The sequence below is a fragment of the Streptomyces sp. NPDC104096 genome (assembly GCF_055584385.1).
Genome location: NZ_JBVJMD010000038.1, coordinates 1 through 14,951, shown reverse-complemented (window position 1 = coordinate 14,951; position 14,951 = coordinate 1). Strand labels below are relative to the sequence as shown.

The window sequence follows — 14,951 nt, the reverse complement described above, 5'->3', positions numbered from 1 at the left end:
TAGTGACTACAGTGAAGGTGTGAGCGAGGCACGGACACACTTACGCGGCCGGGAGGCGGACATGAGCGAGGCGGTCATGAGCGAGGCGGTCATGAGCGATTACGACGTGGTGGTGGCCGGGGCGGGGCCCGCCGGACTGATGCTGGGCTGTGAGCTGGCACTCGGCGGAGCACGGGTGCTGATCGTCGAACGGCTGACGGAGGTCGACGAGACGATCAAGGCGGGCGCGATCAACGTCCCCACCTCGGTGGCGCTGGACCGACGGGGTCTGCTGCCCGCCCTGACCGCGGTGCAGGAGCGGGCGATGAGCGGCTTCCGGGAGTTCATGCGGCAGCGCGGCGACGGCGGGAACGCCTCGCCGCCGCCGAGGTTCGCCGGGCACTTCGCCGGGATCATGCTGAGCGGCGACCTGCACGACGACTCCGACCCGGCCTTCGCGGACCTCGGGCCGGCCGGTGACGTCGGCCTCGTCCCGCAGGCGGCCCTGGAACGGCTGCTCGCCGGGCACGCGGACGGCCTCGGGGTCGAGCTGTGCCGGGGCCTCGAGCTGACCGGTTTCGACACCGACGACGGGGTGACGATACGTCTGGCGCCCGTCGACGGGACGGCGCCCCGGACGGTCCGCGCGGGCTGGCTGGTCGGCTGCGACGGCGGCCGCAGCACCGTGCGCAAGCTCGCCGGGTTCGACTTCCCCGGCACCGCCCCGGAGATCACCGGCTATCAGGCCATGGTCACGATGACCGGCGCCGAGGGGCTCGGGAGCGGCTGGCACACCACGGCCACCGGTACCTACGCCCACGGTCCGATGCCCGGCCGCGTCCTCGCCGTCCGCTTCGACGGGCCGCCCGTGGACCGCGACGCGCCCGTCACCGCCGAGGAGCTCCAGGACGGCCTGCGCCATGTGTCCGGCGTCGACGTCACGGTGACCGACGTGCGCACGGCGACCCGCTTCACCGACAACTGCCGTCAGGCGAGCAGCTACCGCGCGGGCCGGGTGCTGCTCGCGGGCGACGCGGCGCATGTGCACTCGCCGTTCGGCGGGCAGGGGCTGAACCTCGGCATCGGGGACGCGATGAACCTCGGCTGGAAGCTCGCCGCGGTGGTGCGCGGGTGGGCCCCGGCGGACCTGCTGGACTCCTACACCGCCGAACGGCATCCGATCGGCGCCTGGGTGCTCGACTGGACGCGGGCCCAGATCGCGCTGATGCGCCCCGAGTCGCACGCGCGCGCCCTGCACGCGGTGGTCACCGACCTCGCGGGGACGGTCGACGGCACCACCCACCTGGTCAAGAAGATCTCCGGCGTCTGGCAGCGCTACGACCTGCCCGGCGGTCATCCGCTGGTCGGACGGAGCGCCCCCGACCTGGAGCTCGCCGACGGCGGCCGGCTCGCGGACCGGCTGCACGGCGGGCGGCCGCTGCTCCTCGACCTCGCCGACGACCCCAAGCTGCGGGCGCGCGCCGACGGCCACGGCGACCGGGTCGACGTCGTCACCCTCGGCTGCGCCGCCCGGCCCGACCTCGCGGGGCTGCTGGTGCGTCCGGACGGGTACGTCGCCTGGGCGGCGGACGGCGGCACGGCCGACGGGGACGGCCTCGCCGACGCGCTCACCAGGTGGTTCGGCGAGCCCTCCGCCTCCTGACCGGGGCGCACCGCGGCACGGGCGGGCGTGGCGCGGCGGGGACCGCCGAGGACGGCGGCCGTCAGGGACGGCGGCCGTCAGGGACGGCGAGGCGTCAGGGACGGCGAGGCGTCAGGGACGGCGAGGCGTCACGCCGGGGCGAAGCGTACGTCCGGGGCGAGCGGGTCGGCGTGGGTGAGGCGGACCCTCAGCCGCTCCCCCAGCGGCAGGGGCTCCCCCCTGCCGTCCTCGATCCGCCCGACCACCGCCGGGTCCGCCAGCCGGACGGTTCCCACGGCCGGCCGGTGCTCCTCGACGTCCACCACACAGCCGTCGAAGACCTCCCCGACCCGGTCGGCGAGCACCGCGGCCTCGACGATGTCGACACAGGCCCGCTCCACCTCGGCCGCGCGTCGGCTGCCGTCCCGCATCCGCGCGGGCAGCGCGTCCAGGGCGGCGAGCACCCACTCGGGCGGGGCCTGGCCCGCGCCGGCCGCGAGACAGAGCTCCGAGGCGTACCGGTCGGCGAGCCGACGCAGCGGGGCCGTGCAGTGGGCGTAGGGCGCGGCGACGGCCGCGTGGGTGGAGACGGCGGGGAGGCCGCCGTCCCGGAACACCGTGTAGCCGGCGCCGCGCAGCAGGGTCGTGCACTCCTGGAGGAAGGCCGCGTGCCGCGGCAGGTGCGGGTCGAGGGAGCGGACGAGCGCCGCGTACGAGACATGGTGCGGCCACTCGATGTGCAGGGCGTGCGCGGTACGGCGCAGCCGGCCGACAGCGCCGTCCGGCGCGGCGGGCAGGGTGCGCAGCACGCCGGTGCCGTACATCAGCATCAGGTCGGCCGCCGTCATGCCGGTGAGCAGGGAGATCTGGGCGTTCCAGGTCTCGGCGGGGAGCGGGGCGCGGTAGGTCGGCTCGTAGGCGTGGTCGTGCCGGACGATCTCCTGCTCGGGCACGTCGAGCGAGATCCCGCCGCGTTCGGCCTCCAGCCGTGCGCGCAGCCGTCCGACGGTCTCCAGCAGCGCGAGGGGCTCCTCGGCTGTGCCCTCGTCGATCCGCTGCTGCGCGCCCGCGTGGTCGAGTGCGGCCCGGCTGCGCACGAGGGCGCGGCGCACGTCGGCGACGAGCTTGCGGCCGTCCGCGTCGAGGTCGATCGTCCACAGCACGGCCGGGCGCACCCGGCCCGGCAGCAGGCTCGCGGCGCCCTCGCCGAGCGACGGCGGGTGCAGCGGGACGTGCCCGTCCGGGAAGTACAGCGTGGTCACCCGCCGCCGGGCCTCCGCGTCCAGCGCTCCGCCCGGTACGACGAAGCAGGCGATGTCGGCGATGGCGTACCGGACGCGGTAGCCGGTGGCCGTCCGGGACAGGTGCAGCGCCTGGTCGAGGTCGGCGGAGCCGGGCGGGTCGATGGTGAAGAAGGGGATGTCGGTGGCGTCGACGCCGGGCGGCGCGGGGGCCGCCGCCGCCCGGTCCGCCTCGGCCAGGACCGCGGGCGGGAAGCGCTCGGGCGTGCCGAGCCTGGCACGCAGCGCGGTGAAGGCGGTCCGCAGCGGGGCTTCGGGGGCGCCGGGCACGCGGATGGGGCGGCGGGGCATACAGCGAGCGTAGGGCGGGGGCAGGGGGGCGGCATCCGGACACCCGCCCGGCCGTCCGACCGCACTGTCCCCTGCCTCCTGCCTCCTGTCCCCCGCCTCCGCACCCCGCGACCGTACGCCGTCCCGGCCGGTCACCCGAACGCCGTACGCTGGCGCCGAGCTCTACCGAAGGAGTACGTGTGCTTGTCCTGCTGCCCCCGTCCGAAGGCAAGGCCGCTTCCGGCCGCGGCGCCCCGCTGAAGCCGGAGTCGCTGTCGCTGCCGGGGCTCACCGCAGCCCGCGAGGCCGTGCTCGGCGAGCTGGTCGAGCTGTGCGCGGGCGACGAGGACAAGGCGCGCGAGGTGCTCGGGCTGAGCGAGGGTCTGCGCGGCGAGGTCGCGAAGAACGCGCACCTGCAAACGGCGGGCGCACGGCCGGCCGGGGAGATCTACACGGGTGTCCTCTACGACGCCCTCGGGCTGTCCTCCCTCGACGCGGGGGCGAAGCGGCGGGCCGCGCGGTCGCTGCTGGTCTTCTCGGGGCTGTGGGGCGCGGTCCGGGTGACGGACCGGATCCCCTCCTACCGCTGCTCCATGGGCGTGAAGCTGCCCGGACTCGGGGCGCTGGGCGCGTACTGGCGTACGCCGATGGCGTCGGTGCTGCCCGAGGCGGCCGCGGACGGGCTGGTGCTAGACCTGCGGTCGTCGGCGTACACGGCGGCGTGGAAGCCGCAGGGCGAGGTCGCCGGGCGGACCGCCACCGTGCGCGTGCTGCACTCCCAGGTGGTGGACGGGGTGGAGAAGCGGTCGGTGGTCAGCCACTTCAACAAGGCGACCAAGGGGCGGATCGTGCGCGCCCTGCTGACCGAGGGGATCGCGCCGAAGGACCCGGCCACGCTGGTGGAGGCGCTGCGCGACCTCGGGTACGTGGTGGAGGCGCAGCCGCCCGCGAGGGCCGGGCGGCCGTGGGCGCTGGACGTGGTGGTGACGGAGATCCACTGAGCCGCGCCAGGGCATTGCGTTGCAGCATGCGCAACGATCTTTGCGCATGCTGCACGCCACGGGCAGGATGAGGCCATGACCTCGCCACCGCCCTCCCCTTCGGCTGCCCCGGTACCGGGATCGGCACCGGTACCGGTGCCCGCGTCGGTGCTGGATCTCGCGCCCGTACTGCCGGTGGTGGTGCTCCCGGACGCCGCCGACGCCGTACCGCTGGCGCGGGCCCTGGTCGCGGGCGGGCTGCCGGCGATCGAGGTGACCCTGCGGACCCCGGCCGCCCTGGACGCGATCCGCGCGATCGCGGGCGCGGTGCCGGACGCGGTGGTCGGCGCGGGCACGGTGATCACGCCGGAGCAGGTGCGGGCGTGCACCGCGGCCGGGGCGGGCTTTCTGGTCAGTCCCGGCTGGACGGACGTACTGCTGACGGCGATGCGGACGTCCGGCGTGCCCTTCCTGCCGGGGGTGTCGACCGCGTCGGAGGTCGTGGCGCTGCTGGAGCGCGGGGTGCGGGAGATGAAGTTCTTCCCGGCGCAGGCCGCGGGCGGCACGGCCTATCTGAGGTCGCTGGCCGGTCCGCTGCCGCAGGCCCGGTTCTGCCCGACCGGCGGGATCGGGCCCGAGTCGGCCCCGGAGTACCTGGCGCTGCCCAACGTCGGCTGCGTGGGCGGAAGCTGGATGGTCCCGGCGGAGGCGCTGGCGGCCCGCGACTGGGACCGGGTCGAGCGGCTGGCCCGCGCGGCGGCGGCCCTCAGCGCAGGTGGGACGTGTCGTTGAAGAGCCGCACGCTGGCGTTGCCGTCCGCGTAGTACGCCACCGCCGACAGGGAGGCGGCCGACAGTTCCATCCGGAACAGGGACTCGGGCGGGGCGCCCAGGGCGAGCCGCAGCAGCGTCTTGATCGGGGTCACATGGCTGACCAGCAGCACCGTACGGCCCGCGTGGGCCGCGACCAGCCGGTCGCGGGTGGCGGCGATCCGGTCGGCGGTGGCCGCGAAGCTCTCGCCGCCACCGCTGGGCGCGGCCTCGGGGTCGGCGAGCCAGGCGTCCAGGTCCTGCGGGTGGCGCTCACGGACCTCGCCGAAGGTGAGCCCCTCCCAGGCGCCGAAGTCGGTCTCGCGCAGCCCGTCGTCGATCGTCACGTCGAGACCCAGGCGGGCGGCCACGACCGCGGCGGTCTCCCGGGTGCGGGCGAGCGGGGAGGCGACGATCGCCTGGACGGTGCCGCGCCGAGCCAGCGCGGCCGCGACCCGCTCGGCCTGCTCCCGCCCGGCACCGGAGAGCGAGGGGTCGGTGCCGCCGCTCCCGGAGAACCGCTTCTGCGGGGTCAGCGGCGTCTCCCCGTGCCGCAGCAGCACGAAGGTCGCCGGTACGCCCATGTCGGCGGGGGCCCACCCGGCCGCGGGCACGGCACGGGCGGCCCGGACGTCGGCGGCGGCTTTGACGGCACGGGCGACGTCCACGGCGGGACCGACAGCGGGCGCGGCAGCGAGCGCGGCAGCGGGCGCGGCGGGGCCGGTGGGCGCGGCGGAACCCACGGGCTCCGCAGGCACGGCGGACGCAGAGCGAGCGGTGCCAGGCGCACCGGCATCGGCGGCAGGCGCGACGGCGGACGTACCGGTCGCGAGGGGCGCGGAAGGCGCGGCGGACGTACCGGTCGCGGCGGCGGGCGCGGCAGGGCCGACGGGCTCGGCGGGCGCACCGCCGACCGCGCCGACGCCGGTGGTGCTGTCGATGCCGGCCACGTCGGTGCCGGTGCCGCGCGCTGCCGTGTCGGCGGTGGGCCGACGGGCCGCCAGGGCCGCCCGGGCCCTCGCGGCGCCCGCGGCGGCGTCGCCGGGCGGGCCCGCGGGCCCGGGGGCCGCGGACGCGGCGGCCGCGTACCTCGACGCACGGGTGTCCAGGTCGGCGGTGGACGCCGACGCGGACCACTGCTCGCCCCGCTTGCCGGCGTCCATCGCCTCGTTCGCCAGCCGGTCGGCGTGCTTGTTGCGCTCGCGGGGGATCCACTCGTAGGTGACCTGAGCCGGCGGGAAGACCCGCGCGGCCTCGGCCGCGAGCGGCCTCATGTCGGGGTGCTTGATCTTCCAGCGGCCCGACATCTGCTCGACGACGAGCTTGGAGTCCATCCGGACGTGGACCTCGGCGGACGGGTCGAGTTCATGGGCGGCGCGCAGCCCGGCCACCAGACCCCGGTACTCGGCCACGTTGTTCGTGGCGACGCCGATGAACTCCGCCCGCTCGGCGAGGGTCTCCCCGGTCGCGGCGTCGATCACCACGGAACCGTAGCCCGCGGGCCCCGGGTTGCCCCGGGAACCGCCGTCGGCCTCGACGATGAACTCCCGCACGCCGAAGGCCCCCTACAGGCCGGAGTCGGACGTACGCACCAGGATGCGGCCGCAGTTCTCGCAGCGGACGACCTGGTCCGAGGCGGCCGCGCGGACCGCGTTGAAGTCGGTGATCGACAGCTCCTGGCGGCAGCCCTGGCAGGTGCGCTGGTACAGCTTGGCCGCGCCGATGCCGCCCTGCTGCAGGCGCAGCTTGTCGTAGAGCTTGAGCAGGTCGGCGGGGACGGAGGCGGCGACGACCTCGCGCTCCTTGGTCACCGTGGCGGCCTCGCCGTCGATCTCCTCGAAGGCCGCGTCCCGGCGGGCCGTGGCGTCGTCGATCTTCGACTGTACGGAGCCGACCCGCTCGGTCAGCTCGGTCACCCGCTCCTGCGCGGACTCGCGGCGCTCCATGACCTCGAGGACGACGTCCTCCAGGTCGCCCTGGCGCTTGGCGAGGGAGACGATCTCCTTCTGGAGGTTCTCCAGGTCCTTGGGGGAGGTGACGGCGCCCGAGTCGAGGCGCTGCTGGTCGCGGGCGGCGCGCTGGCGGACCTGGTCCACGTCCTGCTCGGCCTTGGTCTGCTCGCGGGCGCAGTCGCTCTCCTCGGTCTGCGCGGCCACCAGCAGGTCGCGCAGCTGCGTGAGGTCCTTGGTCAGCGACTCGATCTCGGCGTGCTCGGGCAGCGACCGCCGCTTGTGCGCGAGCTGCTGGAGGCGGACGTCGAGGGCCTGGACGTCGAGAAGTCGGATCTGGTCGGCGGGCGCGGCGTTCAGTTGGGGGCTCCAGGGGTGTTCGTCGTGGTGGACGCCGCGTGGGCGGTCCAGGGGTCGGTGACCGTCTTCGAGACGTGGACGCGCAGGTCCCATCCGTGCCGGTCGGAGATCTCGTCGAGCTGGGCGGCCGCCAGCTCGCACCAGGGCCACTCGGTGGCCCAGTGCGCCGCGTCGAGCAGCGCGAGAGGACTGTGGGCGGTGCCCGCCAGGAACTCGGACGCCGGGTGGTGGCGCAGGTCGGCGGTGAGGAAGGCGTCGACCCCCGCCGCGCGCACCCGGTCGAAGAGGCTGTCGCCGGAACCGCCGCTGACCGCGACCGTGCGGACGACCTGCTCGGGGTCGCCCGCGACGCGGATGCCCTGCGCGGTGGCGGGCAGCCGCTCGGCGGCGCGGGCGGCGAACTCGCGCAGCGGCAGCGGGTGGTCCAGCTCGCAGACCCGGCCCAGGCCGCGGCGGCCCTCCGGGTCACCGGGATCCGGTACGAGCGGACGCACCACCCGCAGGTCGAGCGCCCCGGCGAGCGCGTCGCTGACGCCCGGGTCGGCCGTGTCGGCGTTGGTGTGGGCGACGTGCAGCGCGATGTCGTTCTTGATCAGGGTGTGCACCACGCGGCCCTTGAAGGTGGAGGCCGCGACCGTCGTCGTACCGCGCAGGTACAGCGGGTGGTGGGTGACCAGCAGGTCCGCGCCCAGCTTCACCGCCTCGTCGACGATCTCCTGGACCGGGTCGACGGCGAACAGGACCCGGGCGACCTCCTGGCCGGGGTCTCCCACGACGGTGCCGACCGCGTCCCAGGACTCGGCCCGCTCGGCGGGCCACAGGTTCTCCAGCGCGGCGATGACTTCAGACAGACGGGGCACGGGAGCAAGGCTACCTGGCCGTTCTGCCCGGCCGTACCGGCTCGGGGCGGCCGTTCCGCCCGGGCCCCGCCGGCTCGGGGCGAGGCGGCCGGGACCGCCGCCGGTCAGCACATCGGTCCCGCCCCCCTCAGCTGAATCGCTTCTGCACCACACTTATGTGTGAAGCGACCGCTCGGCGGTCCCTCCTCCGCGCGTACGAAAACTAGCGTCGTCGCCGGAGGTGACCGAACGATGACGGCCTGTGCGATCGAACCCGCGGCGACCGACGAGGACGACGGCGCGCCACGGCCCGGCTGCACGATCACGGCGGACGGCGCCTACGCCGCCCGCCTCGCGCGCACCGGCGACTCCTGGCTGCCGGAGCGCTGGACGCTCGACGGCCCCGAGCCGTACGCCGTGCCGCTGCCCGGCAACCAGCCCGAGGAGCCGGGCACCGAGGTCCAGCCCATGCGGGACGGACGGGTCCTGATCCGCCGGGCCGTGGCCGACCGGCACGTCTTCTCCCTGCTCTACCCCACCGGGCCCGACACCGGTGAGCTGCCCCTGGGCTCGGTCGAGTGCCCGGACGACGGCACCCGGCTGCGGCTGCTGCCCCCGGCCCCGGGCGGCCGGCGGGCGTACGCGCTGGCCGTGGGCGCGCGCTCCACGACGGTGTGGCTGGTGGCCGGCGGCGACTTCGGGCCGGAGCACGTCGCCGAGGTCCCCGGGCGCTGCTCGGGCGGGGCGTGGCTGGACCGCTCGGGGCGGATGCTGGCGCTCGACCGGGAGCTGGGCGGCCGGACCAAGGCGGTCGTGGTGGATCTGGAGCGCGATGGCGAGGTGTCGCCGCTGCTCCAGATCGCGGCGGACAGCGACGACCGGGTGCTGCTCGCCGACGCGGACAGCGGGCTGCTGCTGATCCGCTCCGACGCGCCCTCCCCCGGGGAGCACCGGCTGGGCTGGGGGGTGCTGGGCAGCACGCTGCCGGTGCGTTTCCCGGAGTGTCTGCGGGTGGCGGCGTGCGCGGTGACGCCGTTCGCGATCCAGCCGGAACAGGTGCTGACGCCGGAGAGCTGCGCGGTGGCGCTGCGCATCGACGGGCCGCTCGGCAGCTGGGTCGGGGTGTGGCGGCCGGCCGAGCGGCAGATGCACCACCTTCCGGCGCCCGAGGGGTGGCTGACGGGCACCGGGCTGTGGACGCCGAACGGGGTGCTGCGACTGCCGTACGCCACCGAGGAGGTGCCGTGCGCGGTGGCGGAGGTACAGATCCCGGCGGCGCCGCCGCGTGCGCTGGGACCGGGGCCGACGGCGCCGGGGACGCCCACGGGGAACCCGGTGCCCCGGGAGCTGCCGGAAGAGGAACCTCCGTCGCCGGTCGCGCCCCGTCCGGTGCCCTTGCAGCAGGCGCCGCTGGCGCGTCATGTAACGAACTAGTGCCGGTTGGCGTGGTCGCCTGGATCCGACCCGCGTCAGGTTGGTTAAACTCACCCGGCTGTTAAGAAGGATCATGTTGACGGGGTGAAGTTTTCCGATGAGCGACGCAAGCACGACGCAGCCGCTGTCCTCCGACACCTGGGAGGACGCCGGTCACGGCAGGCACCGCGGGCAGATCGCGGCGCAGGACACGGAGACGGCCCCTCACGGCCGTCACCGCAGGCCGACCGAGAACGTCGAGGCGCCTGCCTGACAGTACGCCGCAAGGGGCCCGCGCACCAGAGGTGAGCGGGCCCCTTCCGCTTTTCCGGGGCCCCGCGTGTGCCTAACGGCGCTTGAGTCCCAGTACCTCCGCCGCCGCGAACGTCTCCGTCGACGGCCGGTCCGCGTAGTGCGGGGTCAGCAGGGCGTCGAGCTCGTCGTAGCTGAAGGTGTCCTGCTTGCTGTCGAACTGCGCCTGGACGCGGGGACGTTCGACGACCGCCACCATGCCGCCGTGGACGACGAGCAGTTGCCCGTTGAGCCGCGCGGCGGCCGGTGAGGCGAGGTAGCCGACGAGCGGGGCGACATGCTCCGGGGCGAGCGGGTCGAGCCCCTCGGCCGGGGACTCGAAGCCCGCCCCGGAGAAGACGTCCTCGGTCATCCGGGTGCGTGCGCGCGGGCAGATCACGTTCGCCGTCACCCCGTACTTGGCGAGGGCGAGGGCCGTGGAGGTGGTGAGGCCGACGATCCCGCCCTTGGCCGCCGCGTAGTTGGGCTGGCCGGCGGAGCCCGCCAGGAACGCCTCCGAGGAGGTGTTCACGATCCGCCCGTAGACCGGCGCACCCGCCGCCTTCGACCGCTCCCGCCAGTGCGCGGCCGCGAAGCGGGTCGTGTTGAAGTGCCCCTTGAGGTGGACCCGGAGCACGGAGTCCCACTCCTCCTCGGACATGGAGAAGACCATCCGGTCCCGCAGGATCCCGGCGTTGTTGACCAGGATGTCCAGTTTCCCGAACGCGTCGACCGCCGCAGCCACCAGCCCACGGGCCTGTTCGAAGTCGGCGACGTCCCCCGTGTGGGCGAGGGCGCGGCCCCCGGCCCGGCGGATCTGCGCCACGACGTCCTCGGCGGGCCCGGCGTCGGCCGTGCCCGAGCCGTCCCGGCCGGGCTGCCCGAAGTCGTTGACGACGACGGCCGCGCCGAGCCTGGCGAGCTCCAGCGCCTCGACCCGGCCGAGACCGCGGCCCGCGCCGGTGACGATCGCCGACCGCCCCTCCAGTGGCAGTGACATCGGTTCCCCTTCCCCGCTGCTCGCCCGCTGCCGGATTCAGATCTCGATGCAGGTGCGCAGGGCCGTCCCCGTGCGCATCTGGTCCAGGGCCTCGTCGATCTCCGCCAGCGCGACCCGGTGGGTGATCAGGCCCGCCAGGTCGATCCGGCCGGCCCGCCACAGGGCGATGGTCCGCTCGTAGGAGCGCAGCACGTCGCCGCCGCCGTACATCGAGGGCAGGATGCGCTTCTCGTCGAAGAACAGCTCGAACATGTTCAGTTGGAGCTGGTCGTCCATGGCTCCGGCGCCGACGACGACGAGCGTGCCGCCGCGCCGGGTGTTGTCGTACGCCGTGCGGGCGGTGGCGGACCTGCCGACGACCTCGAAGACGTAGTCGAAACCCTCGCCGCCGGTGACCTGCTGCTTGGCGCCGGGCAGTTCCTCCGGCGACACGGCCCGGGTGGCGCCGAACCTCAGCGCGGCCTCGCGGCGGGCGGCGACCGGGTCGACGGCGACGATCTCGGCGGCGCCCCTGAGCCGCGCCCCCTGGATCGCGGAGATGCCCACGCCTCCGCAGCCGATCACGGCGACCGACGAACCGGCCGTCACGTCCGCGGTGTTGAGGGCGGCGCCGAGTCCGGTGGTGACCCCGCAGCCGATCAGGGCGGCGATGTCGAAGGGCACGTCGTCGGGTATCGGCACCGCGCATCCGGCGTCGACGACGACCTCCTCGGCGAACGTACCGGTGCCGGCGAAACCGAAGACGTCCCCGCCGGGGCGCCGGAAGTTGGGGGTGCCCGCGTTCATGAACCCGGCCAGGCACAGCTCCGTCTGGCCGCGCCGGCAGGCCGGACACGCCCCGCAGGCGGGCAGCCAGCAGACCACGACCCGGTCACCGGGCTTCAGGCCGGTGACGCCCTCGCCGACCTCGGTGATCTCGCCCGCGCCCTCGTGTCCGGGCACGAACGGCGCCGGCTGCGGCAGCACCCCGTTCATCGCGGACAGGTCCGAGTGGCACAGGCCCGTGGCCCGGACCCGGATCCGCACCCTGCCCGGGCCGAAGCCCACCGCCTCGACGTCGTCGAGGACCTCCAGCTTGTCCTGGCCGATCTCGTGCAGTACGGCTGCGCGCATGGTGCGGCTCCCCTCGGCGGTGGCTTCGACAGCGGCTTGTTCGTCGGCGGCTTCGGCACTGACCTCTTCGTCGGCGGCTTCTTCGGCAGTGACTTCGTCGGGGCGGCGGCTCCGGCGGTACGCGGGCTCAGGAGTGGCGGACGACGGTGTCGGCGAGGACGGGGGCGTCGTCCCGGTCCACGGAGCTCACGGCGACCCGGACCTCCCCGTCCGCGGGTCCCCACATACGGATGCGCAGGCTCTCGCCCGGGTACACGACCCCGGCGAAGCGGGTGTCGTAGCCGCGGACCCGGGTCACGTCACCGCCGAGCAGCGTGTCGACGACCGCCTTCAGCGCGATCCCGTAGGTGCACAGCCCGTGCAGGATGGGCCGCTCGAAGCCGGCGACCTTGGCGAACTCGGGATCGGCGTGCAGCGGGTTCCAGTCGCCCGAGAGCCGGTAGAGAAGTGCCTGGTCCTCACGGACGGACCGTTCCACGACCCGGTCCGGCGGACCCGCCGGAGGTTCGAGCCGGGCGGACGGACCGCGGTCGCCGCCCCAGCCGCCCTCCCCCCGGACAAAGATCTGCGCGTCGTTCGTCCACAGCGGGCCGTCGGCGTCGGCGACCTCGGTGCGCATGACCAGCACGGCGGCCCTGCCCTTGTCGTACACGGCGGCGATCCTGCCGGTGCTGGTCGCGGTGCCCTGGACGGGCAGCGGACGGTGGACGGTCAGCGACTGCCCGCCGTGCAGCACCCGGGCGAGGTCGACCTCGATGCCGGGCATGGACAGCCCGCTGATCACACCGGGCCGGCCGGCGCCCGCGACGGTGGCGAAGCTGGGCAGGACGTGCAGCCGGGACTCCAGCGTGTAGCGCAGCTCGTCGGGGTCGGTGGCGGGGATTCCGGCCCCGATCCCGAGGTGGTAGAGCTGGACGTCCCTGCTGTCCCAGCTGATCTCACCGGTGCGGGGTGCGGCGGCGAGTGCCTTGGCTGCGTCGATGGGCATGGGGCTCCTGAGGGTGACGGCCGGCCCGGACGGCGGGCGGTGCGGCGGACTCGTACGGTCGACGTGGTCGACGGGGGACGACGGGGGACGACGGGCGCGGACGGAGGGTCGGGGCGGGCGGTTCGGGCGGCGGGCAAGACCCCGGCACGGCCGTCCGCACCGTCGGCCGCACCGAGGTCGTCACGGGGCCACGGAACCCGCCGGATCTAGAACGCGTTCCAGTACGGCGACCCCCTGTATAGCCCAGGCTTCGGCACTTGTGAAGACTCCTGACGCTGCGTCAGCTCTCGTGGCGGCGCGGGCCCTATGACATTTGTCCTGCCCAGGTCCGTACAAGCGCATCTGCCCGGCCGGCGCCCCGGTCCGTAACGTCGGATTCGACGCTCGTACTGGCGTCCAGGTCGCCGCGTTCGGTTCGTACGCTGTCCTGTCGTACCGGCGGTCCGGACCGACCGCCTGATCGGGGGAACACATGATGTCCTGGCTTCGCGAGGTCGCCCACCGGGTCGACACGCCACGGAAGGCGGTCCGCCGCGCCTGGCGGCGGCAACGGCTCCACCGGCAGGACCACAAGCGTCTGATGGCGGAGTTCCGTGCCGCGCGCAAGGCCGGAAAGGAACAGGAGCACCCGGGGCCGCCGCCGACCGGCTTCAGCCTGCTGCCCTGGCTGCTGATGGGGATGGGCGCGTTCTCCAACCTCTTCCAGGGGGAGACGCCCAATGCCTGGATCGGCGGTCTGGGTCTGCTCACCTTCAACTCCCTCTACATCTACGTGGTGTTCCGCGCCTTCCACAAGGAGACGCGGGAGGCTCTGTCGACCCGGGTGGCGCTGGGCCTGATGACCGTCGTGACCTGCGGGCTCGCCATCGGCTACGGCGGCAGCTGGCTGCTGTTCTTCCCGCTGCTGGGCCTGGCGACGGGAGCGGTGCTGCGCCTGTCGCACCTGCGGTCCTTCGGTACGGCCGTGGCGGTGCTCGCGGGCGTGGTCTCCTGCACCCGCGACGGCTGGGACGGCCTGAACATCGCCTACGCCACCTGGATCTCGACGATGGTGACCGCCGCGATCCTGTCCCTCTCCGAGGCGGTACGGGAGCTGCGCGCCGCCCGGGAGGAACTGGCCCGGCGCGCGGTCGAGAAGGAGCGGCTGCGCTTCTCCCGCGACCTGCACGACCTGCTCGGTCACACCCTGTCGGTGATCGTGGTCAAGTCGGAGGCCGCACGGCGGCTGGCGCCCGGGGACCTGGCGGCCTCGCTGGCCCAGATCGCGGACATCGAGTCGGTGGGCCGCCAGGCACTGACGGAGATCCGCGAGGCGGTCACCGGCTACCGCGACGGCAGCCTGGCCACGGAACTGGACCGGGCCCGCTCCGCCCTGACCGCGGCGGGCGTCGAGCCCTCGGTGCGGCAGTCGGGGCCGCCCCTGGTGTCCCAGGCCGAGGCCCTGCTCGGGTGGGTGGTGCGCGAGGCGGTGACGAACATCGTCCGGCACAGCGACGCCTCCCATTGCGACATCGTGGTCTCGGGGGGCGAGGAGCAGGTGCGGCTCACGGTCACCGACGACGGAACCGGCCCGGCGGGCGCGGCCGGCAGCGGAGATGGGACAGGAGCCGGGACGGGCGACGGGACGGGCGACGGGACGGGCGACGGGCTCACGGCGGTAGAGACGCCGGACACGGGCAGAGGCCGGGGCAGGGGCATCGGGGCGGGGACGGCGGGCGGGACGACGGCCGGTCCGGTGGCCGGGGCCGTCGGCGGCACCGGCCTGAAGGGCCTGACGGAACGTCTCGCCGCGGCGGGCGGTTCCCTGTCGGCGGGGCCCGGACCCCGGGGCGGCTTCGTGGTACGGGCGCAACTCCCGGTGGCCGCGGTGGAGCCGGAACCGGACGGGGCGGCGGCGAGAGCGTGAGCGGGTCCGGGGGCCGGGCGGACTCCGCCGGGCCCGGGGGCCGGGCGGACCTCGGTCGTCCGGCCCCCGGGCCCAGGCGGACTCCGGCCGTCCGGCCCCCGGGCCCAGGCG

The 14,951-nt window shown here is 74.9% G+C and carries 13 protein-coding genes; 6 read left to right on the top strand and 7 right to left on the bottom strand.

Annotation, left to right across the window (positions count from 1 at the left end; all coding sequences use genetic code 11):
* The first annotated feature begins 61 nt into the window (after positions 1 to 61).
* Positions 62 to 1,642, top strand: a complete 1,581-nt coding sequence (locus tag ACZ60B_RS29790; RefSeq protein WP_469392300.1) for an FAD-dependent monooxygenase — start codon at positions 62 to 64, stop codon at positions 1,640 to 1,642.
* Positions 1,643 to 1,770: 128 nt separating this feature from the next.
* On the opposite strand, the gene ACZ60B_RS29785 is transcribed toward ACZ60B_RS29790, so the two are convergent.
* The gene (locus tag ACZ60B_RS29785) at positions 1,771 to 3,213 is read right to left on the bottom strand and encodes an RNB domain-containing ribonuclease (protein WP_469392298.1); all 1,443 of its coding nucleotides are present in this window, start codon (positions 3,211 to 3,213) and stop codon (positions 1,771 to 1,773) included.
* Between the two features lie 179 nt (positions 3,214 to 3,392).
* Here ACZ60B_RS29785 and yaaA point away from each other — a divergent pair, with 179 nt between their 5' ends.
* Both yaaA and eda read left to right on the top strand, forming a co-directional pair.
* A complete protein-coding gene (gene yaaA, locus ACZ60B_RS29780) occupies positions 3,393 to 4,193 on the top strand; it encodes a peroxide stress protein YaaA (protein WP_469392296.1) in 801 nt (266 codons plus the stop codon).
* 75 nt (positions 4,194 to 4,268) lie between these two features.
* Positions 4,269 to 4,964 carry a bifunctional 4-hydroxy-2-oxoglutarate aldolase/2-dehydro-3-deoxy-phosphogluconate aldolase gene (eda, locus tag ACZ60B_RS29775; protein ID WP_469392294.1) on the top strand — a complete coding sequence of 232 codons (696 nt, stop codon included), beginning with the start codon at positions 4,269 to 4,271 and terminating at the stop codon, positions 4,962 to 4,964.
* On the opposite strand, the gene ACZ60B_RS29770 is transcribed toward eda, so the two are convergent.
* The 3 genes from ACZ60B_RS29770 to ACZ60B_RS29760 are packed head-to-tail and all read right to left on the bottom strand — an operon-like array spanning position 4,939 to position 8,150.
* Entirely contained in the window at positions 4,939 to 6,534 is a 1,596-nt protein-coding gene (locus ACZ60B_RS29770) for a bifunctional RNase H/acid phosphatase (RefSeq protein WP_469392292.1), read from the bottom strand. The two genes, eda and ACZ60B_RS29770, sit on opposite strands and share 26 nt — an antisense overlap.
* A 12-nt stretch (positions 6,535 to 6,546) precedes the next feature.
* Positions 6,547 to 7,290, bottom strand: a complete 744-nt coding sequence (locus tag ACZ60B_RS29765) for a zinc ribbon domain-containing protein (RefSeq protein ID WP_469392418.1) — start codon at positions 7,288 to 7,290, stop codon at positions 6,547 to 6,549.
* Positions 7,287 to 8,150 carry a Nif3-like dinuclear metal center hexameric protein gene (locus ACZ60B_RS29760; RefSeq protein WP_469392290.1) on the bottom strand — a complete coding sequence of 288 codons (864 nt, stop codon included), beginning with the start codon at positions 8,148 to 8,150 and terminating at the stop codon, positions 7,287 to 7,289. The genes ACZ60B_RS29765 and ACZ60B_RS29760 overlap by 4 nt, the downstream gene beginning before the upstream one ends.
* Before the next feature lie 231 nt (positions 8,151 to 8,381).
* On the opposite strand from ACZ60B_RS29760, the gene ACZ60B_RS29755 reads away from it, so the two are divergent.
* Positions 8,382 to 9,563 (top strand): hypothetical protein, encoded by a 1,182-nt coding sequence (locus ACZ60B_RS29755; protein ID WP_469392288.1) that lies wholly within the window; start codon positions 8,382 to 8,384, stop codon positions 9,561 to 9,563.
* A 97-nt stretch (positions 9,564 to 9,660) separates the two neighbouring features.
* Positions 9,661 to 9,816 (top strand): hypothetical protein, encoded by a 156-nt coding sequence (locus tag ACZ60B_RS29750; protein WP_469392286.1) that lies wholly within the window; start codon positions 9,661 to 9,663, stop codon positions 9,814 to 9,816.
* A 72-nt stretch (positions 9,817 to 9,888) separates the two neighbouring features.
* Here the strand turns inward: ACZ60B_RS29750 and ACZ60B_RS29745 are convergent, their stop codons facing one another.
* From ACZ60B_RS29745 to ACZ60B_RS29735, 3 genes are all read right to left on the bottom strand, one after another.
* Positions 9,889 to 10,833 (bottom strand): 3-oxoacyl-ACP reductase, encoded by a 945-nt coding sequence (locus tag ACZ60B_RS29745; protein WP_469392284.1) that lies wholly within the window; start codon positions 10,831 to 10,833, stop codon positions 9,889 to 9,891.
* Between the two features lie 36 nt (positions 10,834 to 10,869).
* A complete protein-coding gene (locus ACZ60B_RS29740) occupies positions 10,870 to 11,946 on the bottom strand; it encodes a Zn-dependent alcohol dehydrogenase (protein WP_469392282.1) in 1,077 nt (358 codons plus the stop codon).
* Between the two features lie 127 nt (positions 11,947 to 12,073).
* Positions 12,074 to 12,934, bottom strand: coding sequence for a MaoC/PaaZ C-terminal domain-containing protein (locus ACZ60B_RS29735; RefSeq protein WP_469392280.1), 861 nt, complete (start codon positions 12,932 to 12,934; stop codon positions 12,074 to 12,076).
* A 475-nt stretch (positions 12,935 to 13,409) separates the two neighbouring features.
* Here ACZ60B_RS29735 and ACZ60B_RS29730 point away from each other — a divergent pair, with 475 nt between their 5' ends.
* Positions 13,410 to 14,840: a sensor histidine kinase gene (locus ACZ60B_RS29730; protein ID WP_469392416.1), complete on the top strand. Its 1,431-nt coding sequence runs from the start codon at positions 13,410 to 13,412 to the stop codon at positions 14,838 to 14,840.
* Positions 14,841 to 14,951: the final 111 nt, after the last annotated feature.